General features: G+C 41.0%; 26 protein-coding genes. 25 read left to right on the top strand and 1 reads right to left on the bottom strand.

Annotated elements, in window-relative coordinates:
- Positions 1-138: 138 nt before the first annotated feature.
- The 24 genes from C7E02_RS11810 (at position 139) to C7E02_RS11695 (ending at position 24,095) form a co-directional block, all read left to right on the top strand.
- The gene (locus C7E02_RS11810) at positions 139-2,646 is read left to right on the top strand and encodes a DUF7601 domain-containing protein (protein WP_105309654.1); all 2,508 of its coding nucleotides are present in this window, start codon (positions 139-141) and stop codon (positions 2,644-2,646) included.
- Position 2,647: 1 nt separating this feature from the next.
- The gene (gene lepB, locus C7E02_RS11805) at positions 2,648-3,160 is read left to right on the top strand and encodes a signal peptidase I (protein WP_105309653.1); all 513 of its coding nucleotides are present in this window, start codon (positions 2,648-2,650) and stop codon (positions 3,158-3,160) included.
- A 122-nt stretch (positions 3,161-3,282) separates the two neighbouring features.
- A complete protein-coding gene (locus C7E02_RS11800; RefSeq protein WP_105309652.1) occupies positions 3,283-4,338 on the top strand; it encodes a Spy0128 family protein in 1,056 nt (351 codons plus the stop codon).
- Between the two features lie 3 nt (positions 4,339-4,341).
- A complete protein-coding gene (gene srtB / locus C7E02_RS11795; protein WP_081646510.1) occupies positions 4,342-5,319 on the top strand; it encodes a class B sortase in 978 nt (325 codons plus the stop codon).
- Entirely contained in the window at positions 5,282-5,935 is a 654-nt protein-coding gene (locus C7E02_RS11790; RefSeq protein ID WP_105309651.1) for a Spy0128 family protein, read from the top strand. The genes srtB and C7E02_RS11790 overlap by 38 nt, the downstream gene beginning before the upstream one ends.
- Entirely contained in the window at positions 5,926-6,483 is a 558-nt protein-coding gene (locus C7E02_RS11785; protein WP_022279216.1) for a hypothetical protein, read from the top strand. Before C7E02_RS11790 ends, C7E02_RS11785 begins: the two co-directional genes overlap by 10 nt.
- A 414-nt stretch (positions 6,484-6,897) precedes the next feature.
- Positions 6,898-9,504, top strand: coding sequence for a bifunctional acetaldehyde-CoA/alcohol dehydrogenase (gene adhE / locus C7E02_RS11780; protein WP_105309650.1), 2,607 nt, complete (start codon positions 6,898-6,900; stop codon positions 9,502-9,504).
- A 13-nt stretch (positions 9,505-9,517) separates the two neighbouring features.
- The gene (locus C7E02_RS11775; protein ID WP_005338990.1) at positions 9,518-10,273 is read left to right on the top strand and encodes an aminoglycoside phosphotransferase family protein; all 756 of its coding nucleotides are present in this window, start codon (positions 9,518-9,520) and stop codon (positions 10,271-10,273) included.
- 231 nt (positions 10,274-10,504) lie between these two features.
- Positions 10,505-11,518 (top strand): permease, encoded by a 1,014-nt coding sequence (locus C7E02_RS11770; RefSeq protein ID WP_105309649.1) that lies wholly within the window; start codon positions 10,505-10,507, stop codon positions 11,516-11,518.
- Positions 11,519-11,609: 91 nt separating this feature from the next.
- Positions 11,610-11,969, top strand: a complete 360-nt coding sequence (locus C7E02_RS11765; RefSeq protein WP_105309648.1) for an ArsR/SmtB family transcription factor — start codon at positions 11,610-11,612, stop codon at positions 11,967-11,969.
- Positions 11,956-12,888, top strand: coding sequence for a CobW family GTP-binding protein (locus C7E02_RS11760; RefSeq protein WP_105309647.1), 933 nt, complete (start codon positions 11,956-11,958; stop codon positions 12,886-12,888). The genes C7E02_RS11765 and C7E02_RS11760 overlap by 14 nt, the downstream gene beginning before the upstream one ends.
- A gap of 82 nt (positions 12,889-12,970) precedes the next feature.
- The gene (locus tag C7E02_RS11755; RefSeq protein ID WP_029731256.1) at positions 12,971-13,204 is read left to right on the top strand and encodes a thioredoxin family protein; all 234 of its coding nucleotides are present in this window, start codon (positions 12,971-12,973) and stop codon (positions 13,202-13,204) included.
- Between the two features lie 218 nt (positions 13,205-13,422).
- Positions 13,423-14,253 (top strand): Cof-type HAD-IIB family hydrolase, encoded by an 831-nt coding sequence (locus tag C7E02_RS11750; protein ID WP_005338980.1) that lies wholly within the window; start codon positions 13,423-13,425, stop codon positions 14,251-14,253.
- An 11-nt stretch (positions 14,254-14,264) separates the two neighbouring features.
- Positions 14,265-15,092: an undecaprenyl-diphosphate phosphatase gene (locus C7E02_RS11745; RefSeq protein WP_105309646.1), complete on the top strand. Its 828-nt coding sequence runs from the start codon at positions 14,265-14,267 to the stop codon at positions 15,090-15,092.
- Positions 15,093-15,187: 95 nt separating this feature from the next.
- Entirely contained in the window at positions 15,188-16,069 is an 882-nt protein-coding gene (locus C7E02_RS11740) for a transporter substrate-binding domain-containing protein (protein ID WP_005338977.1), read from the top strand.
- A 34-nt stretch (positions 16,070-16,103) separates the two neighbouring features.
- Positions 16,104-16,814, top strand: coding sequence for an amino acid ABC transporter permease (locus tag C7E02_RS11735; RefSeq protein ID WP_005332292.1), 711 nt, complete (start codon positions 16,104-16,106; stop codon positions 16,812-16,814).
- A complete protein-coding gene (locus C7E02_RS11730; RefSeq protein WP_105309645.1) occupies positions 16,798-17,601 on the top strand; it encodes an amino acid ABC transporter ATP-binding protein in 804 nt (267 codons plus the stop codon). Before C7E02_RS11735 ends, C7E02_RS11730 begins: the two co-directional genes overlap by 17 nt.
- 257 nt (positions 17,602-17,858) lie before the next feature.
- A complete protein-coding gene (locus C7E02_RS11725) occupies positions 17,859-18,767 on the top strand; it encodes a phosphate ABC transporter substrate-binding protein (protein WP_005338973.1) in 909 nt (302 codons plus the stop codon).
- A gap of 83 nt (positions 18,768-18,850) precedes the next feature.
- Entirely contained in the window at positions 18,851-19,753 is a 903-nt protein-coding gene (gene pstC / locus C7E02_RS11720) for a phosphate ABC transporter permease subunit PstC (RefSeq protein ID WP_105309644.1), read from the top strand.
- Between the two features lie 15 nt (positions 19,754-19,768).
- Positions 19,769-20,644: a phosphate ABC transporter permease PstA gene (gene pstA / locus C7E02_RS11715; protein WP_005332271.1), complete on the top strand. Its 876-nt coding sequence runs from the start codon at positions 19,769-19,771 to the stop codon at positions 20,642-20,644.
- A gap of 15 nt (positions 20,645-20,659) precedes the next feature.
- Positions 20,660-21,427, top strand: a complete 768-nt coding sequence (pstB, locus tag C7E02_RS11710; RefSeq protein ID WP_105309643.1) for a phosphate ABC transporter ATP-binding protein PstB — start codon at positions 20,660-20,662, stop codon at positions 21,425-21,427.
- A gap of 3 nt (positions 21,428-21,430) precedes the next feature.
- Complete coding sequence (gene phoU / locus C7E02_RS11705) at positions 21,431-22,084, top strand: phosphate signaling complex protein PhoU (RefSeq protein ID WP_105309642.1); 654 nt, start codon at positions 21,431-21,433, stop codon at positions 22,082-22,084.
- Complete coding sequence (locus tag C7E02_RS11700; RefSeq protein WP_105309641.1) at positions 22,081-22,755, top strand: response regulator transcription factor; 675 nt, start codon at positions 22,081-22,083, stop codon at positions 22,753-22,755. The genes phoU and C7E02_RS11700 overlap by 4 nt, the downstream gene beginning before the upstream one ends.
- Before the next feature lie 23 nt (positions 22,756-22,778).
- Positions 22,779-24,095, top strand: a complete 1,317-nt coding sequence (locus C7E02_RS11695; RefSeq protein ID WP_105309640.1) for a sensor histidine kinase — start codon at positions 22,779-22,781, stop codon at positions 24,093-24,095.
- Positions 24,096-24,666: 571 nt separating this feature from the next.
- On the opposite strand, the gene C7E02_RS11690 is transcribed toward C7E02_RS11695, so the two are convergent.
- A complete protein-coding gene (locus C7E02_RS11690) occupies positions 24,667-25,821 on the bottom strand; it encodes an FprA family A-type flavoprotein (RefSeq protein WP_105309639.1) in 1,155 nt (384 codons plus the stop codon).
- Positions 25,822-26,091: 270 nt separating this feature from the next.
- Here C7E02_RS11690 and C7E02_RS11685 point away from each other — a divergent pair, with 270 nt between their 5' ends.
- A complete protein-coding gene (locus C7E02_RS11685) occupies positions 26,092-26,592 on the top strand; it encodes a DUF4230 domain-containing protein (protein ID WP_105309638.1) in 501 nt (166 codons plus the stop codon).
- Positions 26,593-26,840 lie beyond the last annotated feature (248 nt).

Here is a 26,840-nt window from a genome sequence, read left to right as displayed (position 1 = left end):
AGAAAACTCCTGGAAGGGTGGAATGTAATAATATTACCACGGAATATAGATTCTGTAGTGATAAGGCTTTTGTATATAAGGTCAGGACAGGAAAACTGTTTTAGACCATTCCCTAAAAAAGAGAAGGAGGAGAAGAGTATGAATCATAGGGGAAAATATCGTGCACATTCTAAAGTACTGCGTGTACTGGCAGTGGTGCTTACTTTGTCAATGCTTTTGGGAATGTCTGGAATACAGGCATTTGCTGAAGAAGACACAGTGGCAAAGATTCCGTCAGGAGCAAGTACAGAGTGTGATCAGGGTGAAGAAAATATGATATTCACACCTGAAAAACAAATGAAAGGAATTACAGTAAAAGCGAGTGCCGTAAAAGGGGTACTGCCAGAGGACGTAACATTTTCAGTGAAGGCGTTGAAATCCGAAGGGGAGACAGCAGAACATTATAAAGAGGTGGAGACAGCACTGACAGATGGTGAGACAGCATATGATGGATTTCAAGCTTTTGATATGTCATTTGAAGATGAAAACGGAGCTTGTCAGCCGACGGGTGGAAAAGTGGCTATTGAGCTGCAGATCGATGCCAAAACACTGGCAGAAGAAGTTGACCTGAATACCATTGCAGTACAACAGCTCATAAAAACTGAGACAGGACTTCAGATGAAAAAAGTTGCTGATGCCACAGATGGGAAAATAAGTGTAGACGGAAATGTAATCACAGCAAAATATGACGTCGAGAGTGTTTCTGCATTTGCACTGACATGGACAAAGACAACGGCTTCTGATGAGAGTGAGGGCTCAGATGGAAGTGTACAGGAAGATGTTATGCCACTGGCAGTTACGACATTTTCACTGGAGAATCATATCAAAGATCAGGGAACATTGAATGTTCCGGAATCCGTCGTTGCAGCCAGCTATAAGTGGTTCAAAAGTGACAACGGAACAAGCAACTGGACAGAAGTTGTAAGCCGTAAGATTACCGGAGATTCCTACAACATTTCAGAAGATGGAAAAAGTCTGAATGCAGCACTTGATAATGGGGCAAGAAAATACTACAAGGTGGAAATTTATGATGAACAGGGAAATAAAACTGGTGAGTCAATAGCAACTCAGGTTTCTTATTATTCAGCACTTCAGAATGGAAGCTTTGAAACGCCGCTTTGTAATAATTATAGCAATTACCAGCCGTATATAACAAGTGATACGCAAGGAATCGTATGGAAAACAACAGCTTCTGATAACAAGATAGAAATTGTCAATGCTTCAACTAATAAGAGAGAAAGCCGATGGATATGGGCAAATACATATCAAGCGTTGTCTCAAAAGCATCATCAGGTCGATGCGGCAGCCGATGGAGAACAGTTCGCAGAACTGAATGCAAATGAAGTTGGCTCTTTATATCAGGATGTGCTGACGACACCGGGGGCAACATTGAACTGGGGACTGGCTCATCGGGCAAGAGGAGATAAGACAGCCAAAGATACCATGTATGTCCTGATCATGCCGACGAAACTTGCAGAAAATATTAACAATCAGGCAGATGTCGAAAAGGTTATTCAGGCTATAAAAAATGGAGATGAGACTTATAAAGGTGCAACAGTCCAGGAGATTACAGATGATAATCAGAAATGGTATACGCATACCGGAACATATGAAGTCCCAGAGGGACAGTATCTGACCAGATTTTTCTTTGTGTCAGGACCGACCGCATATGATTCCAGTTCTGGTGCAAAAGAGAATTTGAAAGGAACGATTGGAAACCATTTGGACAATGTGTATTTTACATCAGAACTTCCACAACCGAATCCGGATACGGGACATTTGAAGATTGTAAAAACAATTCAGGGATTGACGCAGGAAGAGGCAACTGACTATTCCATTGATGTAAAAATAGAAGGACCAAATGCTTATACGACGAAAACTGTTACACTGAATCGATTTAGCTGGAACGAGGACAAGCAGGCTTATACGGCTACATATGTAGAACAGAATGTTCCAATTGGAAGTTATACCGTAAGTGAGGTTGCAGATTCCACACAGAGAGACGGATATACCGTAAGTGTGAAGGTAAATGGAACGGATAGTCCGGAGGCTTCGGGGACTGTCAGTATTCAAGACCGGAAGACTTCTGAAATCTGGTTTGAAAATACATATACTCCGAATACATATGTGCTTTCCGTTAAAAAGGTTTTGACGAAAGGAAATGATTACGCAGATCGGACGAAGGCATTTGATATCGACATTACATTAAAGGATAAAGATGGAGAAAATGTAAGCGGTGAATTTGATATAGATGATGGTGAAAAAATCAGATTTACAGATGGAAAAGCAACCGTTTCATTAAAGGATAATGAAACTATAAAGATTGTTGGAATCCCAGCGCAAGCAACATATGAAGTCCAAGAGACAAGCGACAGCTCCAAAGGATACGATGTCCAGTATGATCAGAAGACAGGAACAATGAATCGTGACCAAAGTGTTACCGTAACAAATACTGCAAAAGATATTCCGACAAGTGGCGTAGACACAGGCAACTGGGTTGCCGGAGGAATTTTGATGGCAGCATTGATGGCGGCAGCAGGATCCATCTATGTGATCATCTGCCAGAAAATGAAGCGTGTGGCAGGCCACAGACGGAGAAGATTCTAAGATGCAGGAAGAAAGACAACCGGTGCCGCTTCTTGTGGATATCGGATATCTTTTGCTAAAGATTTTGATTATAGGGGCTTTGGCAGTAGTGATGTTTACATTTCTATTTGGCATCTTCCGTAATCCAGATGCTTCCATGACCCCGGCTATGAAAGAAGGAGACCTGATAATTTATTATCGTTTGAAAAAGGATTATCAGGTTGGAGATGTAGTGGTAATCAGGCAGGAGAAAGAGACAGAACTTCGACGAATCGTAGCGCGGGCGGGGGATGTAGTGGATATTACAGAGGAAGGATTAAGTGTCAATGGCTATATACAACAGGAAGATGACATTTATATGGAAACACTTCCATACTCAGAAGGAATTACATTCCCAGTCACAGTAGGCAAAAATCAGGTGTTTTTATTGGGTGATAACAGAAGCAGTGCAAGAGACAGCCGGATATATGGACCGGTAGACATAGCAACAATCAAGGGAAATGTTATGACCATTATGCGCCGCCGTAATTTATAAAGCAGGTGGCAACAATTTCAGATAGGAAACAATCTGTTGGCAGGCAGGATTGAAGACAGGAAGAAAAATAGATTGCTTTTTATTATAAATGAAATACAAGGATATATTAAGGAGGGGAAACAATGAAATCAGGAAAAATCAAAGGAATGCTTATGGCAGGGATGCTCACAATGAGCTTATGTGCTGGAACAGCAGTAATGGCAGAAGAGGTACAGGTTCCAACAGTTGGACAGGCAGGTGTTACCAAGAATTTGCATATTGCAGAAGGAATTACCGTACCTGATACAACATTTACATTTAATATCACTCAGACCGCTGGAGATGCGACAACTGTTACAAAAACTACGACAGCAGCTTTTAAAGCGGATACGGTGACGAATGATCTTGTATCGAAAGCAGCAACAACAGAACTTGCAGATGCAACAAAATATCCACATGCAGGTGTTTACACATTTACCGTCAATGAGGTAAAAGGCGATGTAGCCGGCATGACATATGATACAAAAACTTACACAGTAAATGTATATGTAGTAAATGATGGCGATGGTTTAAAAGTAGACAGCATTACTGCAAATGATGGAGAGACAAAAGTATCAGATATGTCTTTTGACAATACATATGTAAAAGACTCTAGTCTCACAATAGAAAAGAAAGTAACAGGAGCTCAGGCAGACAAAACAAAACACTTCAACTTTACAATTAACATGACAAAAGCGTCTACAGATACAAGAGCTTCCTACACAGGAACAATTGTAAAAGGTGACAAATGTAAAGAAACACATCAGAATGTAGTACTTACATTTGATAATAATGGTAAAGCAACAGCAAATGTAGAACTGTGTGACGGAGATACAATCACATTTGACAACATTGCAGCAGGAACAAGATATACCGTTACTGAAGCAGGAGCAACAGATGGATATACACCAAGTGTAGCAGTTGTTGAGAATGGTGCAACAGCAGTGCAAACTAACGCAACCAGCGAAGCTGACGGAATTACAGCAGATAACAAGCTGATTGGCGAGAATGCAAACAGTGTCGTATTTACCAATGCTTATGCTGACACTCCGATTACAGGTGTTATCATCAATAACCTTCCATATGTTGTCCTTGTTGCAGTAGCAGCATGTGCTCTTGTGGCACTCGTACTGATCAACAGACGCAGACAGTATCGCTAAAAAATGTTGGTGCGTATAGCAGACCGGATCGTCAATTTTGTAGTACTGATATTCACCATGTTGCTGATTTTGTACGGCGTGTATGCATTTTGGGACACAAGACAGGTCTATGATGCGGCTTCTGCGCAGAAATACAAGACCTACAAGCCGGAAAAAGATGACTCGGTGTCATTTGAACAATTGCAGGCGCAAAACCCGGAAGTTATAGGCTGGCTGCATGTATATGGAACGAAAATTGATTATCCGTTCACGCAGGCAGAAGATAATTCAAAATATGTGAATACAGATGTTATGGGTGAATATGCACTGTCGGGAAGTTTATTTCTGGATTGCATGAACGCACCGGATTTTAGCAATTTTAATAATATTATTTATGGACATCATATGGAAAAAGAGTTGATGTTCGGTGATCTTGGTCACTATGAGGATGAGACGTATTTCAATACACATGAATATGGAAATCTATATTATAGTGGTCAGGATCATGGTGTGCATTTTTTCGCATTTGTGAAAGCAGATGCATATGACAACATGATTTACAGTGTCAGAATTGCAGATCAATCAGAAAAATCGAAGTATTTATCATATGTACGGGAACAGGCATTGTATTACCGGGATTTAAACATTTCTGTGGAAGATGAAAATGTACGGATTATAGCTTTATCTACTTGTAATTCACAGACTACAAATGGCAGAGATGTGTTGATCGGTGTGATTTCAGATGAAACTTATCCAGATACGTTTGCAGAAGGAGAGACAGAAAAACAGCAGGGGATAGCAAGAAATCTTCTTGAGCAAATTCCGCTTTGGTGGTATGGGCTTTTAGAAAGTGTACTTATAGGGCTGGAGATAGTAGCTATTCTTCGATATATCAGAAAGAAACATAAGAATTGTATGGCGGTAAATAATCGTGCAGTACAAGGACAGAAAGGAGGGGAGATAAATGATAAGAAACCGGAGAACGGAAAATATAAAAAATAGGGGGAGATTTTCTGCATTTGTTGCAGGGATTGCTCTTGCAGCAGTTCTGTTGCAGGGATTGCCGGTGAAGGCAGAGGCAGCCTCTCAAAAAACTGTTGCAAAAATACCAGTGTCCCAGACATTTGAAATAAAAAATCAAGCGCCGGACGGACTGAACCGAGAGTTTCAATATATAATGACCTGTGAAGAGACAAAAGTTCCGATGCCCGAGGAGACTTCAGAGGGAGCTTATACATTTACTCTAAAAGATAATGATAAAAAAGTAATCGAAATTGCTTATGAACATGCCGGAGTATATTATTATAATCTGAAACAGCAAGTATCTGACAAAAAGGATAAATTCAGTTATGATGAGACGAACTACAAGGTAGCAGTATATGTGACGAATGCAGACAATGGAGGACTTGATACACAAGTTGTTGTAAAAAATCCGGATGGGACAAAGAGTGAAGAAGCATATTTTCATAATTCTTATACTGGAGACAAACCGGCGAAAGGAAATACTATTGTAAAAACCGGCGATACACAGAATATCATATTGTGGTGTTCGACAGCAGCAATAGCAGTCGTGGTATTTTTTCTTGCAGTATTTATCAGGAGAAAGAAATGTCAGTGATTCGTGATCTGAGTGGACAGAAATTTGGAAGACTGACTGCCTTGTATCCGACAGAAAAACGTGACAAGAGAGGCTCTGTATATTGGCACTGTAAGTGTGAATGTGGAAATGAAGTAGATGTTTCTCTTAGTGGACTTGTATATGGTAATTATAAAAGCTGTGGATGCCTGAAGAAAGAATGTGAAAAAAACGTGCATGACCAGCTTCATTTATTGAACGGAACTTGTGTTGAATGGCTGAAGCACCGGAAAAATCGATGTGACAGTACGAGTGGTTTCCGTGGAGTGTACAAGACGAAAGCGGGAAAGTATCGAGTGACAATCGGCTTTAAAGGAGAACGATATCAGCTCGGGACATATCGCGAGTTTCAGGATGCAGTCGACGCAAGACTGGAGGCAGAACATCTGATTCATGACAGGTTTCTGGAAGCATATGAGAAATGGTGCAAGCGCCAGAAAGAAGATCCCAAATGGGCAGAAGAGAATCCATTGATTTTCGATGTACATCAAGAGAATAAAATTATAACAGTAGAAACAAATATGGAATAAACGAAAGAACGTGGAGGGCAGCTTCCACGTTTTTTCTAATGCCTACTTTAGAATATATCGGTGGGGAAAAATAGCGAAATAGTATCTATATTACAGGCTTTCCGCTTAGCCTGCATAATGCAATTTCGGCGTAAGCCGTCCTGCTTCCAAGCAGTTTATTATTTGGCATTTATTGGAAAACTACAGGATATGAAAAAAGCAGTTCACGGAAATTATTCCGTTTTATGTCCCGTGAACTGCTTTATATAATAATATTTCCAACAAATGACAAAAAATAAACAACAATGTTAAAAAAATATCATTTATATATTGACAAATAATTAACGATAATTTATACTACCAAATGTAAAGAATAAAAGACGTCTAATTAAGCAAACTATAATCCATACTTTTTATTTACAGGAGGGAATCCAGATGGCTAAGAAGAAAGATGTTGTACCGGTATTTGTTGACAATGTGGAAGCGTTGGAAGCGAAGATGCAGGCGATGCGCGAGGCGCAGAAAATCTTTGCCACCTATACACAGGAGCAGGTTGACAAGATTTTTTATGCGGCAGCAGTTGCAGCGAACAAAATGCGTATTCCACTTGCAAAGCAGGCAGTTGAGGAAACCGGACGTGGTATTGTTGAGGATAAAGTAATCAAAAATCACTATGCAGCAGAGTATATTTATAATGCATACAAAGACACAAAGACTTGTGGTGTGATTGAGGAAGATAAAGCATTCGGAATTAAGAAAATCGCAGAGCCAATCGGTCTTGTGGCAGCAGTTATTCCGACAACGAACCCGACTTCAACAGCAATCTTTAAGACATTGATCTGTCTGAAGACGAGAAATGCAATTATCATCAGTCCGCATCCGGCAGCAAAAGCTTCCACAATTGCAGCAGCAAAGGTTGTTCTGGACGCAGCAGTGAAAGCCGGAGCACCGGAAGGAATCATTGGCTGGATCGATGCACCGTCACTGGAACTGACCAATATGGTCATGAAAGAATCTGACATCATCCTTGCAACGGGTGGTCCGGGAATGGTAAAGGCAGCTTATTCTTCCGGAAAACCGGCACTTGGAGTTGGAGCCGGAAATACACCGGTTATTATTGATGACACAGCAGATATTAAACTTGCAGTTAACTCCATCATTCATTCCAAAACATTTGACAACGGTATGATCTGTGCATCTGAGCAGTCCGTAACGGTTCTGGACAGCATTTACGATGAAGTAAAGAAAGAATTTGCATACAGAGGCTGCTATTTCCTGAAAAAAGGAGAAGAGCTTGATAAGGTTCGTAAGACGATTATTATAAATGGAGCATTGAATAACAAGATTCCTGGAAAATCTGCATATGAGATTGCAAAACTTGCAGGTGTGGAAGTTCCGGAAAATACAAAGATTCTGATCGGTGAAGTAGAATCCGTAGATATTTCTGAAGAATTTGCACACGAAAAATTATCACCGGTACTTGGAATGTATCGTGCGAAGACATTTGACGAAGCCCTTGAAAAAGCAAAGCGCCTTGTAGCAGATGGAGGATATGGACACACGGCTTCTCTTTATGTACATCCTGCTGAGACAGAGAAAATTGCAAAACATGCTGAAGCTATGAAGACATGTCGAATCCTGATTAACACACCGTCTTCTCACGGCGGAATCGGAGATCTCTACAACTTTAAACTGGCACCGTCACTGACACTTGGCTGCGGTTCCTGGGGAGGAAACTCCGTATCTGAAAATGTAGGTGTAAAACACCTGATCAATATTAAAACAGTTGCAGAGAGGAGAGAAAATATGCTTTGGTTTCGGACTCCGGATAAGGTATACTTTAAGAAAGGCTGCATGCCGGTAGCGCTAGATGAACTTAGAAATGTACTGCACAAAAAGAAAGCATTTATCGTAACAGACAGCTTCTTATATAAGAATGGTTACGTAGCTCCGATCGAGCAGAAACTGGATGAGCTTGGAATCCAGCACACATGCTTCTTCGAGGTGGCACCGGATCCGACACTTCAGTGTGCTGAAAAAGGTGTGGATCAGATGCGTGCATTTGAGCCGGATACGATTATTGCTCTTGGCGGTGGATCTGCCATGGACGCAGCAAAGATTATGTGGGTAATGTATGAGCATCCGGAAGCTGACTTTGAGGATATGGCCATGGACTTCATGGATATCCGCAAGCGTGTATTCACTTTCCCGAAAATGGGCGAGAAAGCTTACTTTGTAGCAATCCCGACTTCTTCCGGAACAGGTTCCGAGGTGACACCATTTGCCATTATCACAGATGCTGAGACAGGCGTAAAATGGCCAATTGCAGATTATGAGCTTCTTCCGAATATGGCAATTGTAGATGTAGATAACATGATGACTCAGCCAAAAGGGCTGACCAGTGCATCTGGTATCGATGTTATGACTCATGCAATTGAGGCATATGTATCTATTATGGCGACGGATTACACAGACGGACTTGCCCTCAAGGCAGCAAAAGCAGTATTTGAGTATCTGCCGAGAGCATACGACAATGGTGCAAATGATCCGGAGGCCAGAGAGAAGATGGCAAATGCTTCCTGTATGGCTGGAATGGCATTTGCGAATGCGTTCCTTGGACTGAACCACTCCATGGCACATAAACTTGGTGCATTCCACCACCTGCCACATGGAGTCGCAAATGCAGTGATCCTGACAGAAGTCATGAGATACAATGCTGCAGAAGTGCCGACAAAAATGGGAACATTTTCACAGTATCAGTATCCACATGCACTGGAAAGATACGCTGAAATTGGCCGCTTTGTAGGCTGCCAGGGAAAAGACGATGCAGAAGTATTTGAAAACTTTATCGCAAAACTGGAAGAGCTGAAAGAAAAAATCGGTATTAAGAAGTCCATTCACGAGTACGGCATTGATGAGAAATATTTCATGGACACACTGGACGACATGGTGGAGCAGGCATTTAACGATCAGTGTACAGCAGCAAACCCAAGATATCCACTCATGAAAGAAATCAAAGAGTTATACTTAAAGTGCTGGTAAGGAGGTAAATGTGATGAAACTTACGAATCCGGAATTAATTGTGAAACGTTCTTATAAGGAAGTCTACAAGGACGGGGATAAGATTGTAAAAATATTTGAAAAAGATCACCCGAAGTCAGCCGTTTTTAATGAGGCGCTGAATACCGTTCGAGTCGAGGAGGCGGGACTGGATATTCCGAAACTTGATGAGGTCACACAGATCGATGAAAAATGGGCACTTGTTATTGAGTGTCAGGCAGGCGAGACTCTGGAAACAGTCATGGAAAAGGATCCGGATAATCTGGAAAAATATATGGCAGAGTTCGTAGATCTTCAACTTCAGATCCACGCAAAGACGGCTCCGATGCTTACGAAACTGAAAGACAAACTGGCAAAACAGATCAATCAGTTAAAAGAACTGGATGCGACCCAGAGATATGAGCTTCTGGTACGTCTGGAGAGCATGCCGAAGCATACAAAAGTATGCCATGGAGACTTTAATCCAAGTAATGTCATCGTAGGCGAGGACGGCAAGCTGACAGTTGTAGACTGGGCACATGTTACCCAGGGAAATGCCAGCGCAGATGCGGCACTTACTTACCTTCAGTTCGCACTGAAGAACCGTGTGGCAGCAGAGATGTATCTGACTATGTTCTGCAAGAAGAGTGACACTGCGAAACAGTATGTACAGCAGTGGTTCCCGATTGTTGCAGCAGCACAGCTTGAGAAGAACAATGAGCTGGAGAAGGATTTCCTGATGAAGTGGATCGACGTCATGGATTATCAATAAAAATATTTGACATAGAATAAGCAGACTGATATATAATTTGATTAAAATAAATAATAAAGCATATATAAGAAGATATATTGACAAACTTCTATGTATAATGTAAAGTGTGAATAGAACGAAACCGGTACGAAAGTTCGTGCCGGTTTTTATAAAACTAAGACATAGAGATATTTCTATATTTCTATATAATGAATTGTTTATAGAAATATCTAATGTTTAAAAGGAGACGTTATGGGTGCGATTAAGACAGGCTGGGATTTTTTTCAGGACCAGATATTAGGTATGCACTGGCTGAAAGATCTCATAGGAAATCTGCTTGTAAAGGCAGGAATGGGGGAGAGTAGATTCCCCGGTGAATTTTTACATTTTTTTATTTATGATGTGATTAAGATTTTTGTACTGCTTGCGGTGCTTATTTTTCTGATTTCTTATATTCAGAGTTATTTTCCGCCGGAGAGAAGTAAGAAGATTATGGGAAGATTCCATGGTATCTGGGCGAACATTATCGGGGCATTGCTTGGAACGGTGACACCGTTCTGCTCCTGTTCTTCAATCCCAATCTTTATGGGATTTACAAGTGCGGGACTGCCACTTGGTGTGACATTTTCATTTCTCATATCTTCTCCAATGGTAGATCTTGGATCACTGGTTCTGCTTATGAGTGTGTTCGGTGGCAAAATTGCATTTGCATATGTGATAGTAGGACTGATTGTGGCGGTCGTTGGAGGCACTTTGATTGAGAAACTTCATATGGAAGATCAGGTGGAGGAGTTCATCAGACAGGCTCAGAATGTGGAGATTGAATCCCAAAAGCTGACGGTAGGAGACAGAATGAATTATGCAAAGAATCAGGTGGTATCCACCGTGAAGAAAGTTGCACCATACATTTTTGTTGGAGTAGCAATTGGGGCGGCAATTCACAATCTGATTCCGGAGCATATAGTTCGAAGCATATTAGGAGAGCAGAAGTGGTATGCGGTGCCGCTGGCGACGGTGGTCGGAGTCCCGATGTATGCAGATATTTTCGGAACGATACCGGTTGCGGAGAGTCTGCTGGCAAAGGGCGCAGGGCTTGGAACAATTCTGGCATTTATGATGTCTGTGACGACTATTTCGTTCCCATCACTGGTGATGTTGTCAAAAGCAATTAAGAAAAAACTTCTGGGAACATTTATCGGAATCGTATGTGTGGGAATTATCATTGTAGGATACCTGTTTAATATCTTTGGATATATGTTATTATAAAGACACCAGAGACAAAAGTTAGAATCAATTTAGCAGGATGTTTGCTATATTAGCCAGAAAGTTTTAAAGCAACAAGGAAGGTGGATGAGATATGAATGATGAGGCAATGATAGATTATGCAAAATATGCCCGTATATTTAAGGTAATGTCAAACCCAAAGCGTCTGAAAATTATAGATATGCTTTCCGAAGGGGAACTTTGTGCATGCAAGATTCTGGAAGAGTTTCACATCACGCAGCCAACGTTATCTCATGATATGAAGGTAATGTGTGACCTTGGAATTGTGAAAGCGAGAAAAGAAGGAAAGTGGATGCAGTATTCACTGGATATAGAAGTTTTAAATGATGTGTATAAGACCGTCGGAAGACTTATGATACCAGGAGCTTATGCGGGACTTTTAAATTGTAATTGTAATACAGAAAGGAAGAATGAGAAGAATGAATCAGATTAAATTATATTTTCTGACAGGTTTTTTGGGATCAGGAAAGACAACACTTTTAAAGAATCTTTTAGAGAATATGGAAGGAACGAAAGTAGGAGTCATTCAGAATGAGCTTGGAAAAATCAGCATTGACGGAACAGTACTACAGAATGATGACATTCACATGGTAGAGCTGAATAGAGGATCTATTTTCTGTAGTTGTCTGCGACTTTCTTTTGTCGATGCGCTTGCGAAGATGTCACAGCAGGGATTGGAATATGTATTTGTTGAAAGTTCCGGTTTTGGAGATCCTTCCAATGCGGAGGAGATTCTGGAAGCTACAAAAGTACTGGTTGGGGAAGTATATGATTTCCGTGGCTGTATCTGTCTGGTGGACTGCTACAATTTTCTGGATCAGCTGGAGGATGAAATTACTATCGACCGTCAGTTAAAGCACTGCAACCTTGCAGTACTGACAAAAGTGGATCTTGTGGATCGAGAGAAGATTGAATTGATTAAAGAAAAAGTACAGGAGATTAATCCGGTCTGCCCAATTACAGAGAGTGAGAATGGCAATATTAAACGTTCATTTTATGATATGGATCTGATGAAGTATCAATGGGCAGAATGCGAGGAGACAACCAACTCAGCAGAGACAAAGCCAAAGACATTTTCCATGAACTTTGCAGGTGAGATTGAAAAAGACAAACTGGAAGCTTTCCTTGAGAGAATTGAGCCGAGTGTTTATCGAGCGAAAGGCTTTTTCAAGGTAAAAAATGAAGGCTGGGAGAAGGTCGATGTAGTTGGAAAGAAACTGGATTATGCGCCATATGAAGAACAGGAGAAGTCAGAACTTGTATTTATCTCCAAGATTGGAATTGCACTGATCCGGGAGATTAAGGAAGCATGGGATGGGTGTGTCGGACTTCCGATGGATCTGAAGAACTAGGATGGAATTTTAGTTGCCAAGCATGTGACAAAAAGGTCCGGTGGACCTTTTTTAGAGAATGTGATGAGATAAGGAGTCAGATATGAATATAAAAGTAATTGGTAGTGGCTGTGAGAACTGTGATAAGACGAATGCAATTATAGCAGAGTGTGTAGAGGAGCTTGGGATTGACGCGAAGATTGAGCGTGTTGCAGATCTGGTAGAGATTGTAAAGCTTGGAGTTATGACAGCTCCGTCTGTCATGATTGACGGAAAGCTTGTTATTTCGGGACAGGTACCATCAAAGAAACAGATGATGAAGGTTTTAAAAAAGTAAAGAAAATTGAAAAAACATATGCATCATGGTATCATAAATTTATGTTAATGCTGTGTGGAAGAACAGATTAAACATTCCAGTTGGTATTTCTGATTTTAGAGAAATAATATGCTCCCCTTTTATTAGTTATAAGAACTGGTAGAAGGGGATTTTTGAAAAGAACTGTTCAATTGCTTGTTGGAGTTTATATGTATGTGCTTAAAAGGAGAAATAAGAAAATGAACATCAGGATGATTGGTTTTGATCTGGATGGAACGCTTCTGACAACAGATAAGATTCTGACGGAGAGAACGAAGAAAGCATTGGAGGCAGCGGCAGATCAGGGAGTCGTTCTGGTGCCGGCAACGGGGCGTCCTTTATGCGGACTTCCGAAAGAACTTTTAGCGCTTCCGTTCATAAAATATGCAGTGACAGCTAATGGTGCCAGAATTTTGGAGACAAAAACAGAACAAGTTTTATCAGAAATGTTAATTTCGGTAGAAAAAGCGCGCGAAATATTGGATATTTTCTCAGATTATGATACACTACGAGATGTGTATTACGATGGAATCGGTTACTCAGAGAAAGAGAAGCTTGCCCATATTCAGGACTATGTCATGACAAAGGCCATGGGCGAATATATTCTTAATACTCGTGTTCCTGTTGAAAGTGTAGAAGAGAAGTTTGAGACAGAGAATCGAGGGACAGATAAAGTACAGGCTTTGTTCCGATACCAGACTGACAAGGAAGAAGCATGGAAGCGTATCCGTAAAGTGACAGGAGTGGAAGCAACCGGAGCATTGGAGAATAATATAGAGGTCAATGCAGAAGGTGTCCATAAAGGGATGGCTCTTTTGAAACTGGGCGAGATATTCGGGATCAGTCGTGAGGAAATTGCAGCCTTTGGTGATGGATCCAATGATACGATGATGCTTAAGACAGTCGGAATGGGAGTCGCTATGGCGAATGCAATGCCGGAAGTGAAGAAAGCAGCAGACAGATTGACAGATTCCAATGATGAAGAAGGCGTGGCAAGATTCATAGAAAAATACATATTAAAAACTGAATAGGAGGGTAACTAATGTTAGACGTATTGAAAGTCATTTTACTCGGAATCGTGGAAGGAATCACGGAGTGGCTTCCGGTCAGCAGTACAGGACATCTGATTCTGGTGGGGGATGTTTTAAAACCGGGACTCAGTGATGCTTTTATGGAGATGTTCAACGTAGTCATCCAGCTTGGTGCTATTATGGCGGTCGTTGTTCTGTATTTTCATAAGTTGAATCCGTTTTCACAAAAGAAGACTCAAAAACAGAAGCTTTTGACCTGGCAGATGTGGATCAAAGTATTGATTGCCTGTGTACCGGCCGCTGTAGTGGGATTGCTTTTCGATGATATTCTGGATAAGATTTTTTATAAGCCGCTTCCGGTAGCTGTGATGCTGATTGTATATGGTGTACTATTTATTATAGTAGAAAACCGTAATGAAGGAAGAAAACCGGCTGTCCACAGAATCTCTGAACTGGATATTAAGATGCTGTTGTGGATCGGTGCTTTCCAGATGCTGGCCCTGATACCAGGAACTTCAAGATCAGGTGCAACAATTGTCGGCGCGCTGATCATCGGAGTATCCAGAGAAGTGGCAGCTGAGTTCACATTTTTCCTGGCAATTCCGGTCATGTTCGGAGCAAGTGCACTGAAGCTTATCAAATTCGGATTCCACTTTACAGCAGCAGAATTCGGATTCCTGATGCTTGGCTGTGTAGTTTCTTTTGGAATGTCTGTTATTGCGATTAAGTTCCTGATGAACTATATCAAGAAGAATGATTTCAAAGTATTTGGATATTATCGAATCATATTAGGTGCACTGATTATTCTGGTAGCACTATTTAAGATGCTGCTTGGATAAAAATGGGCTTGAGTTTTAGCTGAAACGTGTTAAAATATGTATTATGCAATAAATATGTATAATCATGCAGAATAAAATTTTAGGAGGACAGGGTTATGAAAATGAAAAAATTAACCAGCGTACTTTTGGTTGCAGCATGTGCGCTTTCATTAGTAGCATGTGGCGGATCAGGAGACAAAAAGGACAGTTCCAAGGGCGGTTCATCATCAAAAACAGCAAAGGTTATCGATATTGACCTTACAAATGAAGAGTATGCATTCGGAGTAGATAAGACTCAGCCAGAGCTTCTTGAGAAGACAAATGCATTTATTGAGAAAATTAAAGGTGACGGAACATTAGATAAAATCTGTGACAAATATTTTGGAAGCGGAGAGCCAGAGGCAGTTGAATCTGCAAAACTCGACAGCTCCAAAGATCAGCTTGTAGTAGCTACAAATGCAGCATTTGAACCATTTGAGTATACAAAGGGAGACAGCTACTACGGAATCGATATGGAGATCGCTAAGCTTCTTGCTGATGAGCTTGGAAAAGAGCTTGTAATTGAGAACATGGATTTCGATGCAGTATGTCTGTCTGTAAGCCAGCAGAAATGTGATATTGCTATGGCAGGTCTTACAATCAATGAAGAGAGAGAAGAGTATGTAACATTTACAGATTCTTACTATTCAGCATCACAGAGACTGATCGTACCAAGCGACAACACTACATTTGATGACTGCAAGAGCGCAGATGATGTAGCAGCACTTCTGGCTAAGACAGAGAAATCTGATAAGATTGGTGTTCAGGCCGGAACAACAGGTCAGTATTATGTAGAAGGAAGCGAGGACTGGGATTTCCCTGGACTTCCTGCAGAGTGTGTAACATATAAGAGTGGTTCCCTTGCAGTTCAGGATATGCTCAATGGAAACATCACATATGTAATCATCGATGCAGCACCTGCATCAGCTATTACAGAATCTATCAACGAGATGCAGTAATTCTCAAGTGATAGATTAGAAGAAGAGAGAGATTATGGGTAATTTTGATCAGAAAGTAAACAAGTTTATAGAGATTTTTGTGGAACAGAATGGTTATGCAAAAGTAATTCAGGGTCTGCAGAATACACTGTTAATTGCAGTGACAGGTTTAATCATTGGTATCATTGTTGGAACTTTGATTGCAACAGTGCGTGTACTTCCAAAGTATAAAACATTGCCAAAAGTATTGAATGGCATCTGCAGCTTTTATGTAGCACTGTTTCGTGGAACACCTATGGTAGTTCAGCTGTTGGTATTTTATTATGTACTTCTTCCAATCATCGGACTGAAAATTACAGGAGTACAGGTAGCCATGCTTGTATTCGGACTCAATAGTGGTGCATATATATCAGAAATTATGCGAAGTGGAATTCAGTCTGTGGATTCCGGACAGATGGAGGCCGGTCGTGCAGTTGGCTTAAGCTTTGGGACAAGCATGATGAAAATCGTGATTCCACAGGCAGTAAAAAATATTCTCCCGACTCTTGGAAATGAGTTTATTTCCCTGATCAAGGAGACTTCAGTTGTAAGTTTTGTAGGAGCAGCAGATCTCTATGTTGCATTTAACTATATTGGAAGTAACAGCTATGAATTCATGGTTCCGTACCTGGTAATGGCACTGATTTATATTGCACTGGTATTGATTATTTCCTTACTGATAAAATTGATGGAAAGGAGCCTGAAGAAGAGTGATAGACGTAATTAATCTGAAAAAAAGCTTCGGTGATGTCGAAGTGTTAAAAGGCATCGATATAACCATCAATAAAGGGGACATCGTAGCAATTATCGGACCGTCCGGTTCCGGTAAGAGTACATTCCTAAGATGTCTGAACTGTATGGAAGATCCGACGTCCGGACAGATTATTTTTAACGGTGTAGATATTGCAGATATGAAGGTGGATATTAATATTCACCGCCGTCATATGGGAATGGTATTCCAACATTTTAATCTGTTCAATAATAAGACAGTTATTGAGAATATTATGCTTGCACCGGTTTACACAAGATGCCAGGATCTTAAAAAAGCAAAGAGAAAGAAATTATTCGGAAAAGGTGGGGCAGATGCATCACTTACAAGTCTGACAAAAGAGCAGATCAAGAAAGAAGAGAAGGAAAAGGCAATGTCCCTTCTTAAGAGAATCGGTCTGGAAGATAAGGCAGATGTATATCCGTCAACGTTATCTGGTGGACAGAAACAGCGTATTGCGATTGTCCGTGCACTTGCTATGGATCCGGATGTCATTCTTTTTGATGAGCCGACATCAGCACTTGACCCAGAGATGGTAGGTGAAGTACTGGAACTGATGAAGCAGCTTGCAAGCGAAGGAATGACCATGGTAGTTGTAACACATGAGATGGGATTTGCAAAAGAAGTGGCTTCCAGAGTTGTATTTATCGACGAGGGAGTTATCAAAGAAGAAGCGGCTCCGAAAGAGTTCTTTGAAAACCCGAAAGATGCACGATTAAAAGAATTTTTATCAAAAGTATTATAAGAAATTATAAAAAAGATATAAAGAGACAGAGTGGAAAGAAATCCATCCTGTCTCTTTTTGTATTCAATGGCTCATCGGAATGGTTTGCACAGGGAAGGAAGAGGCATGCTCTCTTATTTATACACGAAAACTATACTTTACAAACATTTTACAAATCTCCCGTTTTTGATTTTACATTCTCCTTTTATGATAATAACTGTCGACAAGGTAAATAATAAAAAAAGAATTATTGTACAAGACAAAAGGAGATTACGAAAATGAAATTGAAAAAGTTTATTGCAATGATGGCAGTAACAGTAATGGTTGCAGGAATGGCAACAGGATGTGGCGGATCAAAACCAGATGCAGGATCTGATTCGACAGGAAGTGATACAAAGACAGAAAGCTTAAGCGGAACCATTACAGCAGCTGGTTCTTCAGCATTAAAACCGCTGGCAGATGATGCAGCAGATTCCTTCTTAAATGAGAATCCGGACGTATCTATTACAATTGATGCAGGAGGATCAGGAGAAGGACTGAAGCAGGTATCCGAAGGAACAGTTGATATCGGAAACTCTGATGTAGCCGCTGAGGATAAGTTGGATGCAGATAAAGCAAAAGAACTTGTAGATCATCAGGTATGTGTTATTACAATGGCACCAATCGTAAATGAGGATGTTGCAAAGGCAGGAGTTAAGAGCCTTACAAAAGATCAGCTCATCAGCATTTTCACAGGAAAGACAACAAACTGGAAAGAAGTTGGTGGACCAGATGAGGACATCGTACTCGTAACAAGACCAGAATCTTCAGGAACAAGAGCTACTTTCCAGAAATATGCATTAGATGGAAATGAAGAAGCTTCCAATGCATCTATGGAGACAGACGATTCAGGAGTACTTCTTACAAATGTAAAAGATACAAAGGGTGCAATTGGTTATGTTGCTCTTTCTTATCTGACTGGTGATGCAGGAGTTGAGACAGTTGCAATTGACGGAGTAGAGCCTACACTTGAGAACACATACAGTGGAAAGTACCCAGTATGGACATTTGAGCATATGTATACAAAAGGTGAGCCAAATGAAGTTGTAAGTGCATTCCTTGATTACATCACAGGTGACAAATATGGAAGCCAGATGGAGAAACTTGGATATGGCGTTTCTTCTAAGATGACAAAAACAGAGCACTAATCAGGAAAAACGAGAAGTGGCAGGGCAGACGAAAATATATCAATGTCTGCCATGCCATTTCTTATGAAAATCAGGTGAATGATATGAATAAAAAACAAAGTATGTTTGCAAAAGAATATGCCTGGAGAGGACTTATGACAGCCGGAGGTCTTCTGGTTATCGTAATCACGATCTGTATCGGAGCCTTCCTTGTATATAAAGGTTCTGGCACATTTACCATATTCCACCATTCCCTTTCAGACTTTCTGTTCTCAGCAGATTGGGGACCGGCAGACAATGCCGAAGGTGGTGGTACGGTCGGAGCATTGATCTTTATCGTAGGTTCTCTTTGTACATGCGGACTTGCACTTCTGATTGCAACACCATTTGCACTGGGATCAGCAATCTTTATGATTGAAATTGCACCGAAATTCGGTGAAAAGTTTTATCGTCCGATTGTAGAAATATTTGCAGGTATTCCATCTGTTGTATACGGATGGGTCGGATTGACAGTGTTGATTCCGGCAATTAAAAAAATATTTGGATTACAGGTCGGACATTCTATACTGGCAGCGGGAATCGTACTCGCACTTATGATATTTCCAACGATCAGCAATGTGGCAGCAGATTCTATAAGTTCTGTTCCGAAAGATTATCGTATGGCGGCTTATGGACTGGGATCGACCAGATGGCAGTCAATCTATAAAGTTGTACTTCCGGCAGCAGGCTCAGGAATTCTTTCCGGTATTATCCTTGGACTTGCAAGAGCATTTGGTGAGGCGCTTGCAGTTGCAATGGTTATCGGACAGACGACAGCACTTCCAACTGGCATTTTCTCTACGACAAAGAGTCTGACAACGGAGATTGCGGCACAGATGGGAAATGCGACAGAAGGTGGAGAGATGAAGACAGCACTTTGGACAATGGCATTACTGTTATTCGTATTGTCCCTTGTATTTATTCTGCTGATCCATTATTTCTCCAGACCGAAGAAAGACAAAGTGTAAGGAGGAGACGAGAAGATGAACAGAATAAAACGTGCGCGTGGAACCAATAGCGTAATGACAGGCGTATTCTATCTGATCGCAGTTTTCTTTTTTGCACTTTTGATTTCATTTGCATCTTATGTGATTATAAAAGGATTCAGCGGTGCGACTCCGGAAATGTTCCGCTTTCTGAGAAAAGGAAGTATTGGAAACCAGTTATTCAATACGATTTATCTTGTATTCATATCACTGGTGTTTTCCGTACCGCTTGGAGTAACTGCAGGAATTTATCTGTCTATGTATGCAAAAAAAGGATTTTTGACCAAGTTTCTTCGCATCTGCATCGAGACACTTTCCTCATTACCATCTATCGTAGTCGGTTTGTTTGGATATTTGGTATTCCTTGTGTTTTTCGGACTTGGAAAAAGTCTTCTTGCCGGAGCACTTTCCATTTCCATACTGGCAATTCCAGTTATTACAACGACGACAGAGGATGCGATCAATGGACTGCCAGATGATTATCTTCAGGCAAGTCTGGGACTTGGTGCAACGAGGTGGCAATCCATCTATCACGTACTTCTTCCGGCCTGTATTCCACGAATTATGACGGGTGTGATACTGGCAGCAGGAAGAGGATTTGGTGAGGCGGCAGCGCTTCTTTATACAACTGGTTCCGGAACAGATATCCGTTGGGGTAATTGGAACCTGGCAGCACCGACCTGTCCGTTAAATATATTCCGTCCGGCAGAGACGTTATCATTACAGATCTGGGGCTTACAGATTAATGGACAAGATCCGAATCTTGCCAATCTGTCAGCGGCAGTTTTGATGATCCTCGTTCTGTTATTTAGTATCGGGGCAAATGCCTTGAGCCGACATATCAATAAAAAGACGTCAGGTGAAAGTGTGTAGAAAGGATAAAAAATTATGGCAGATCAATCAAAAAAATATAAATTTGATATCAGTAATCTGAATCTGCATTATGGTGATTTTCATGCATTAAAAGATGTAAATATGCAGATTGAAGCAAATAAGATTACTGCTTTTATCGGGCCGTCCGGATGTGGAAAGTCTACATTTTTAAAGACTTTGAACCGCATGAATGACTTGGTAGAGAATTGTAAGATCGATGGAAAGGTGCTGCTTGATGGCACAGATATTTATAAGGATATGGATGAAATTACTTTGCGTTACCGTGTCGGAATGGTATTTCAGCAGCCAAATCCTTTTCCGAAGAGCGTATATGACAATGTGGCATATGGCCCAAGAATTGCCGGAATCAAGAAAAAATCGCAGTTGGATGAGATTGTGGAGCGAAGCTTAAGACAGGCAGCTATCTGGGATGAATTAAAAGACAGGCTTCATAAAAGTGCACTTGGACTTTCCGGTGGACAGCAGCAGAGACTTTGTATCGCAAGAACACTTGCGGTAGAGCCGGAAGTCATATTGATGGACGAACCAACTTCTGCACTGGATCCGATTTCAACATCTAAGATTGAAGACCTTGCGATGGAACTGAAAAAAGATTATACTATTGTCATGGTAACTCACAATATGCAGCAGGCTGTCCGTGTATCTGACAATACTGCATTCTTCCTGTTGGGCGAAGTGATCGAGTATAACGATACAGAAAAATTATTCTCTATTCCTTCTGACAAGCGTACAGAAGACTACATTACAGGGAGGTTCGGTTAAGATATGCGTAATAAGTTTGATATGCAGCTGGAACGTCTCAACAGCCAGCTGACCCATATGGGAGAGATGTGTGAGATTGCAATTACCAGAGCAACGAAGGCTTTGGAAGATGGTAAGATTGACGAGGCGAAAGCTGTCCGTGAGGCAGATGAAGAGATTGACCAGTTAGAAAAAGACATCGAACGTCTTTGTCTGAAGCTTCTGTTACAACAGCAACCGGTGGCAAGAGATCTTCGCCAGATTTCAGCGGCACTTAAGATGATTACAGACATGGAACGAATCGGAGATCAGGCATCTGATATTGCGGAGATTATTATTTCTGAAAAGAAGGCTGAGGCAGCAGATATTCCGGTTATTGTGAAGATGTCTGAAGCAGCAGCAAAGATGGTTCGGGACAGTGTGAATGCTTATGTGGAAAAAGACCTGGAGCTGTCACGTGCTGTTATCGAATACGATGATGTTGTAGATGAGATGTTCGAGGAAAATAAAAAACAGCTGATCGATTACATTTCCAAGAATGGCGGAGAAGGCGGAAGAGAAGCCATCGATCTGATTATGGTCGCAAAATACCTGGAGAGAATTGCAGACCATGCGACCAATATTGCAGAGTGGGTAGAGTTTTCCATTACAGGAATCCACAAGGAGAGCAAAGTATGATATTTTGTGTAGAAGACGATAGTAACATTCGAGAATTAGTCATATATACACTTGAGACCACGGGCTTTAAAGCGCGTGGTTTTGAGGATGGAAAGGAATTTTTAGAAGCGCTGGCACTGGAGACACCGGAATTGATCTTATTAGACATCATGCTTCCGGGAATGGATGGGCTGGAGCTTTTAAGTAAATTAAAAGCGTCACCGAAGAACCGTGATATTCCGGTCATTATGTTGACAGCAAAAGGCTCTGAGTACGACAAAGTAAAAGCGCTGGATGCCGGGGCAGACGATTACGTGACCAAACCATTTGGAATGATGGAGCTTGTATCCAGGATCAAAGCAGTCCTTCGAAGAACACAGAAAGATACACAGGATCCACAGGACGTCATTGTTCTTGGTGACATTGAGATGAATACGAAAAAACATGAAGTAACTGCAGATGGAGAAGTCGTGACACTGACACTCAAAGAGTATGAACTTTTGAAGCGCCTTATGAAGAACCCGAACATTGTCATGACACGAGACTGTCTGCTGGAAGACATCTGGGGATACGATTTCGACGGTGAGACAAGAACTGTCGATGTACATGTAAGAACACTCAGACAAAAACTTGGCAAAAGCGGAGAGAAGATCGAAACCGTCCGCGGCGTCGGATATAGAATGAGTGAATAACAGGGGACGGGAAAGGTACGCATATGAAACTTAGAAGCAAAATTCAACATAGTATGATCATGGTCATCACAGTGACGCTTCTGGCGGCATATGCGCTGACCACACTGGTTATCTACAGACAGAATGTAGGTTTAATGGAGCGGGAGACGCGTCAGGAAGCGGATTATATTGTAAAGGCAATCGAGATATCCGGAACAGATTATTTAAAGCAGATGGACGAGGTAGAAAAGAATACAAGAATTACCTTGATTGATCCGGCAGGCGATGTTCTGTACGATTCTACGGAAGACGCGGTGACTTTACAGAACCACAAGAATCGTCCGGAAATCAAGGCTGCCCATAAGAATGGTACTGGTCAGGAAGTCAGAAGATCCATGACGATGAGCAAGGAAATGTTCTATTATGCAAAGCTTCTTCCGGATGGAAATGTACTTCGTGTATCCAAGACTATGAACACAGCGCTTCACACAGCAATTTCGATCCTGCCGATTATGGGATTGATAGCAGTTGTGGCTCTTGCATTTGCATATCTGCTTTCCAGACAGCAGGTGGCAAAGCTGATTCGACCAATTAATGAACTGGATCTGGAGGAACCTCTGGAAAACGAAGTTTATGAAGAGCTGACACCGCTTCTTGAGAGCATTGATAAGCAGAACAAAGAAAAAGAAGCCATTGCCAATATGCGAAAAGAATTTTCAGCAAATGTGTCTCATGAACTGAAAACGCCACTTACCTCAATTTCAGGTTATGCTGAGATCATGAAGAGCGGAATTGTGAAACCCGAAGATATGCCACGTTTCTCAGAGAAAATTTACAATGAGGCAAGGCGATTGATTACATTAGTAGAAGATATCATCAAGTTATCACATCTGGACGAAGGAAAAGTCGAACTAGAGAGACAAGATGTAGATTTTTATGAACTAACGAGAGAAATTATAAGCCGTCTGTCACCACAGGCTTCGGCGAAGAAAGTCCACATGGAGTTGACCGGAGAATCCGTCATTTACAATGGAGTCCGGCAGATTCTAGATGAGATGGTCTACAATATTTGCGAAAATGCCATCAAATATAACAAAGAAGGCGGAGAGATCCGCATCTGGGTCGGAAACACACTGAATGGAAAGAAGATTATCGTGACAGATACAGGAATCGGAATTCCTAAAAATCAACAAGAACGGATCTTCGAGCGGTTTTATCGCGTAGATAAGAGCCACTCAAAAGAAATTGGCGGAACCGGACTGGGACTATCCATCGTAAAACATGGCGCAATATTACACAATGCAAAGATTCATGTAGACAGTGAATTAGGAAAAGGAACGAGGATGGAATTGACATTTTAACAACAGGGGATGTAGTCAACTGGCGATTGACTATATCCCTAATTGCGTTCTTGGGTATAAAGAATAGGCCACTGTGAGAATGCAAAGGAATTCTTGAATTGACATATATTATATTTAATGTTAATATAGATATATCAAAAGAATAAGAAAGGTGCTACCGCTGACGGTTCGCCTGATATTAATGGGTTATGAATAACCGCTCATGTTTGCAGGACGATGGGCGGTTATTCTTCTGTCTTGGAGTTATGCTTTCCATGCATATACCCAAGACTATAAAAAGTCGCACACATCTACAATAACAATAAAACATTCAAAAAATATATTAAAATATGCTGAAACAATATATTGTGGAAGATACACTAAAGGAAAGAACATGTGAATTGTTTGGTAGACATGCTGTTTTCCTAAATAATCCACGATTATGTCGGTTAGAGTCTGGTCTCGGGTCTGCGCTTATATATAATAATTTCCTGTACCGTTGATGATTGTATATCCATTCTTATCTCTTAGGATACAAAAAATGTTGAACGACAACTGAAACTGTCATTCAACATTTTTTAAGGAGTTTTATTTATTTACATAATTCTTCTGCCAGGTTTTCAAGTTGTGTTGTGCTTTCTTCGTTGAGCGCTGACATAATCTTTACAGTAGTTTCTGTAAATGTGATTTCTTTGCTCTTTTCAAATAACTGACGCATGACTTTGGCAGCGGTTGCAGCCCAGGAACCGTTTTCAATCAGTCCGATGGTACGTTTCTGGTAATTGCGTTCGGTCAGTGATTCAATGAACTCTCGCATAAATGGGAAGACATCCCCATTGTAGGTTGTTGTTGCCAGTACGAGGCGGTCATAGCGGAATGCATCTTCCACAGCCTCGGCAATGTCATCTCTTGCAAGATCTGTGATCGCAACTTTCTCACAGCCTTTGTCTACTAACATCTGAGCCAGTAATTCAGCAGCTTTCTTTGTATTTCCATAGACGGAAGTATAGGCAATGAGCACGCCTTTATCTTCCGGCTCATAAGCAGACCATGTCTGATACAGGTTCAGATAGAAGTCCAGATTTTCGTTCAGTACTGGTCCGTGGAGTGGGCAGATGGTCTGGATATCAAGACCGGCAGCCTTCTTAAGAAGTGCCTGCACCTGAGCGCCGTATTTTCCAACAATTCCGAAATAATAGCGTCTTGCTTCGCAAGCCCAGTCTTCCTCAACATTCAATGCACCGAATTTTCCAAATGCATCTGCGCTGAAGAATACTTTTGCATAGGAATCGTAAGTCATAATGACTTCTGGCCAGTGAACCATAGGTGCTGCAACAAATGTAAGTGTATGTTTTCCAAGTTCCAGTGTGTCTTTTTCTTTGACTACAAGCTGGTGCTCTGCATAATCACATCCAAAGAATTGTTTCATGATGTTAAATGCTTTCGCGCTTGCCACAATTGTGGTATCTGGATAATTCTCCATAAATATGCCAATACTTGCGGAGTGATCAGGTTCCATATGTTGAATGATCAGATAGTCTGGTTTTGCATCACCGAGCACATTTTTTATATTTGCAAGCCATTCTTCTGAAAAATGTGCATCAACGGTATCAAAAATGGCAATTTTATCATCCGTGATCACATAAGAATTGTATGCCATACCATTCTCTACCTGATACTGTCCTTCAAAAAGATCAATGTCATGGTCGTTCACGCCAACATATTTGATATCTTCTGTAATAGTCATATTGATTAATACCTCCTGTATTTTGAATTTGTCATTAAAATTAAAAAGTACATCCGCAATTTTTGTAAGAACAAAAGCTGCCTCGTACAAAGCTCAAATTCGTCAGGATTATTATAACGCCATCGAAGAAAAAAAAGATAGTATTTTACAAAGTGTATTTAGAAAAATACAAAAGAGATTTCAGAATATGTTGACAATAAAAAATGTTGTGCTAATTTATAGAAAAATAATTTAATTAACTAAACCGTTGAAGCGGAGATTAAAGCAATCATGCGCGCACAGAGAGTCCGGGGAGGTGAGAGCCGGGTGGAGATGCAGTTTGCCAAATGGACCGCTGAGGGCGCAGTCGCAGTTGTGATCAGTATCGGTTCGATATCTGCATACAAGTATATCACCAGTCCGAAGGAAGAGAGCATCCCGCTCGAGACTACACTGGAAGATGCTGCAGAGCTGACCACACAGAAGATGATCATCTCAGATGTATTCAGGAGCACAAAGGGAACCATCCCGCACTGCACGATCGATGAAGATTCGATCAAGATCAAGTCCAGTGACCTGAAAATCTATGACACGAACTTCGCAATTATGAGTGTAGATAAAGAGGCAGTCATGGAATTAGTCAGGGAAGCAAAAAAGAAGGCAAAGAAAAAAGCAGAATCAGACGAATATGGATTCCTTGAAAATGCAGATGAGAATGCAAAGAAAGTAATCAAGGGGATGTTCGAAAATGTGGCAGACGGACGGGAAGTCGTCGTAGAATTCGCAAAGTAAGACGATAAAACCGGAGAATGATAAAGCAGAATAGAAAATAAAGGCAAAAGCTATTGCAGATATTGGATGCAATAGCTTTTGTCTTATGCTGCGATGTGTCCGGAAGAAGCTGCCGGATGCTGCAACGGTCATCAGAATGTCAGCATATGTCTATAAAAAAATAGCAGAGAGAAAAAGTATGCATAAAAAACAAGAAAAAGGAAAATAATGGGTCTGCTTGAATTGACTTAATGAGAAAAAGGAGTTAA

This window comes from Dorea sp. Marseille-P4042 (genome assembly GCF_900290215.1).
GTDB lineage: Bacteria > Bacillota > Clostridia > Lachnospirales > Lachnospiraceae > Dorea > Dorea formicigenerans.
The sequence above is the reverse complement of the archived record's forward strand: the minus strand, read 5'-3'. Positions and strand labels throughout refer to the sequence as shown.

Bases quoted from the DNA above. Each gene is read 5' to 3' on its own strand.
- C7E02_RS11810 (WP_105309654.1), top strand. From the start codon at position 139: ATGAATCATAGGGGAAAATATCGTGCACATTCTAAAGTACTGCGTGTA.
- lepB (WP_105309653.1), top strand. From the start codon at position 2,648: ATGCAGGAAGAAAGACAACCGGTGCCGCTTCTTGTGGATATCGGATAT.
- C7E02_RS11800 (WP_105309652.1), top strand. From the start codon at position 3,283: ATGAAATCAGGAAAAATCAAAGGAATGCTTATGGCAGGGATGCTCACA.
- srtB (WP_081646510.1), top strand. From the start codon at position 4,342: ATGTTGGTGCGTATAGCAGACCGGATCGTCAATTTTGTAGTACTGATA.
- C7E02_RS11790 (WP_105309651.1), top strand. From the start codon at position 5,282: ATGATAAGAAACCGGAGAACGGAAAATATAAAAAATAGGGGGAGATTT.
- C7E02_RS11785 (WP_022279216.1), top strand. From the start codon at position 5,926: ATGTCAGTGATTCGTGATCTGAGTGGACAGAAATTTGGAAGACTGACT.
- adhE (WP_105309650.1), top strand. From the start codon at position 6,898: ATGGCTAAGAAGAAAGATGTTGTACCGGTATTTGTTGACAATGTGGAA.
- C7E02_RS11775 (WP_005338990.1), top strand. From the start codon at position 9,518: ATGAAACTTACGAATCCGGAATTAATTGTGAAACGTTCTTATAAGGAA.
- C7E02_RS11770 (WP_105309649.1), top strand. From the start codon at position 10,505: ATGGGTGCGATTAAGACAGGCTGGGATTTTTTTCAGGACCAGATATTA.
- C7E02_RS11765 (WP_105309648.1), top strand. From the start codon at position 11,610: ATGAATGATGAGGCAATGATAGATTATGCAAAATATGCCCGTATATTT.
- C7E02_RS11760 (WP_105309647.1), top strand. From the start codon at position 11,956: ATGAATCAGATTAAATTATATTTTCTGACAGGTTTTTTGGGATCAGGA.
- C7E02_RS11755 (WP_029731256.1), top strand. From the start codon at position 12,971: ATGAATATAAAAGTAATTGGTAGTGGCTGTGAGAACTGTGATAAGACG.
- C7E02_RS11750 (WP_005338980.1), top strand. From the start codon at position 13,423: ATGAACATCAGGATGATTGGTTTTGATCTGGATGGAACGCTTCTGACA.
- C7E02_RS11745 (WP_105309646.1), top strand. From the start codon at position 14,265: ATGTTAGACGTATTGAAAGTCATTTTACTCGGAATCGTGGAAGGAATC.
- C7E02_RS11740 (WP_005338977.1), top strand. From the start codon at position 15,188: ATGAAAATGAAAAAATTAACCAGCGTACTTTTGGTTGCAGCATGTGCG.
- C7E02_RS11735 (WP_005332292.1), top strand. From the start codon at position 16,104: ATGGGTAATTTTGATCAGAAAGTAAACAAGTTTATAGAGATTTTTGTG.
- C7E02_RS11725 (WP_005338973.1), top strand. From the start codon at position 17,859: ATGAAATTGAAAAAGTTTATTGCAATGATGGCAGTAACAGTAATGGTT.
- pstC (WP_105309644.1), top strand. From the start codon at position 18,851: ATGAATAAAAAACAAAGTATGTTTGCAAAAGAATATGCCTGGAGAGGA.
- pstA (WP_005332271.1), top strand. From the start codon at position 19,769: ATGAACAGAATAAAACGTGCGCGTGGAACCAATAGCGTAATGACAGGC.
- pstB (WP_105309643.1), top strand. From the start codon at position 20,660: ATGGCAGATCAATCAAAAAAATATAAATTTGATATCAGTAATCTGAAT.
- phoU (WP_105309642.1), top strand. From the start codon at position 21,431: ATGCGTAATAAGTTTGATATGCAGCTGGAACGTCTCAACAGCCAGCTG.
- C7E02_RS11700 (WP_105309641.1), top strand. From the start codon at position 22,081: ATGATATTTTGTGTAGAAGACGATAGTAACATTCGAGAATTAGTCATA.
- C7E02_RS11695 (WP_105309640.1), top strand. From the start codon at position 22,779: ATGAAACTTAGAAGCAAAATTCAACATAGTATGATCATGGTCATCACA.
- C7E02_RS11690 (WP_105309639.1), bottom strand. From the start codon at position 25,821: ATGACTATTACAGAAGATATCAAATATGTTGGCGTGAACGACCATGAC.
- C7E02_RS11685 (WP_105309638.1), top strand. From the start codon at position 26,092: ATGCGCGCACAGAGAGTCCGGGGAGGTGAGAGCCGGGTGGAGATGCAG.